Genomic DNA, 1,458 nt, shown 5'->3' on the forward strand with positions numbered 1-1,458 from the left:
ATAGTGTTGAAAAAGGCGGTTAGAGCAGCGCCCTCGGCTGGCCGTTGGGCCTGCGTTTGAGGGGACGCGGTGCTCGCTCGGCCCTCAGCTGACTGGGATGGGTTGTCTGGCGGCGTAGAGCTTGGCCATCTTCCTCACGTTCTGCGCCGTGGCTGCCAAGTGGAACTCGTCGCGGGCACCATTGGGCCCTCGTAGTCGCAACCGGTCGAGCTTCAGGATCCGCTTGAGATGCGCAAATAGCATCTCGACCTTCTTTCGCTGCCTTCGCGACGTTCGGTAGGCGTCGGTTTCGGCAATCGCCCGCGCCATATCGCGCGCTCCTTCGAAGAGCGAACGCGTTACTTTGCGAGCCGGCGCGTTCGGACAGCACTGCGCCTTCAAAGCGCAGGCTCGGCAGTCGGCTTGGCTGGCCCGATAGCGCAGCGTGTTGTCCTGATTGATCCCATCGCGCGGGGCAGCAAAACGGCGGCGGTAGAGCTTGAGCTGCTTGCCGTCCGGACAGGTGTAGCTGTCGCTGCCATGGTCATAGGCGAAGTCCGCGCGTGAGAAGGTCCCGTCCTTGCGCCGGGATTTGTCGAAGACCGGGATGTGCGGCTCGATCCCGCGTTCGTGCACGAGCCAGTCCAGCATCTCGGCCGATCCGTAGCCGGTGTCGGCGATCAGCCGCTCGGGCCAGAGGCCGAGACCGTCATGGACGCGCGCGATCATCGTCTTGGCCGCCCCGACCTCCGCCTGCCTCACCGCGGTCGAGGGCTCTACGTCGACGATGATCGCATTCTCGACGTCGACCAAGTCGTTGGTGCAGTAGGCGAAGACAGCCGGCCCTCCCCAGGAGGCGGTCCAGCGGGCCGCCGGATCGACCGGCGAAACAAACTTCGGTTCCACCGGCGTCGCCGCGCCGAAAGCAGCGTCGTCGAGCGTCGCAAGATATTCGGCCACCGCCCGCCGCGCCGTCGGATCGAGATCCTCGCCCGACTTCACGCCCCGCTGGCGCTGGGCGTCGGCCACGATCAGGCTGGCATCGACAGCGAAGCCCTCGCCGCCCACCAGCCCTTCTGCCATGCAGCGCCGCACAACCGTCTCGAAGAGCTCTCGCAGGAGGTCGGCGTCGCGGAAGCGGCCGTGGCGGCTCTTGGAGAAGGTGGAATGATCGGGCACGTCGCCTTCGAGGCCGAGGCGGCAGAACCAGCGATAGGCGAGGTTGAGATGCACCTCCTCGCACAGCCGGCGCTCGGAGCGGATGCCGAAGCAGTAGCCGACGATCAGCATGCGGATCAGGAGATCGGGATCGATCGAAGGGCGGCCGATTGAGCTGTCGTGCGGGGCAAGATGCTGCCGGATGCCAGACAAATCGACGAAGCGATCAATCACGCGAAGAAGGTGCTTCGCCGGAACATGCCGTTCGAGGCTGAACTCGTAGAACAACGCGTCCTGAACCGTGGCCCGATCGCCCATCAT

General features: G+C 65.2%; 1 protein-coding gene. It reads right to left on the minus strand.

Translation table 11 applies throughout. The features are described from left to right. Nucleotides 1-84: 84 nt before the first annotated feature. Nucleotides 85-1,458 carry a transposase gene (locus MGN01_RS23230; protein WP_147049153.1) on the minus strand — a complete coding sequence of 458 codons (1,374 nt, stop codon included), beginning with the start codon at nucleotides 1,456-1,458 and terminating at the stop codon, nucleotides 85-87.

The sequence above is a fragment of the Methylobacterium gnaphalii genome, from assembly GCF_007992215.1.
In the GTDB taxonomy this organism is placed as follows: Bacteria; Pseudomonadota; Alphaproteobacteria; order Rhizobiales; family Beijerinckiaceae; genus Methylobacterium; species Methylobacterium gnaphalii.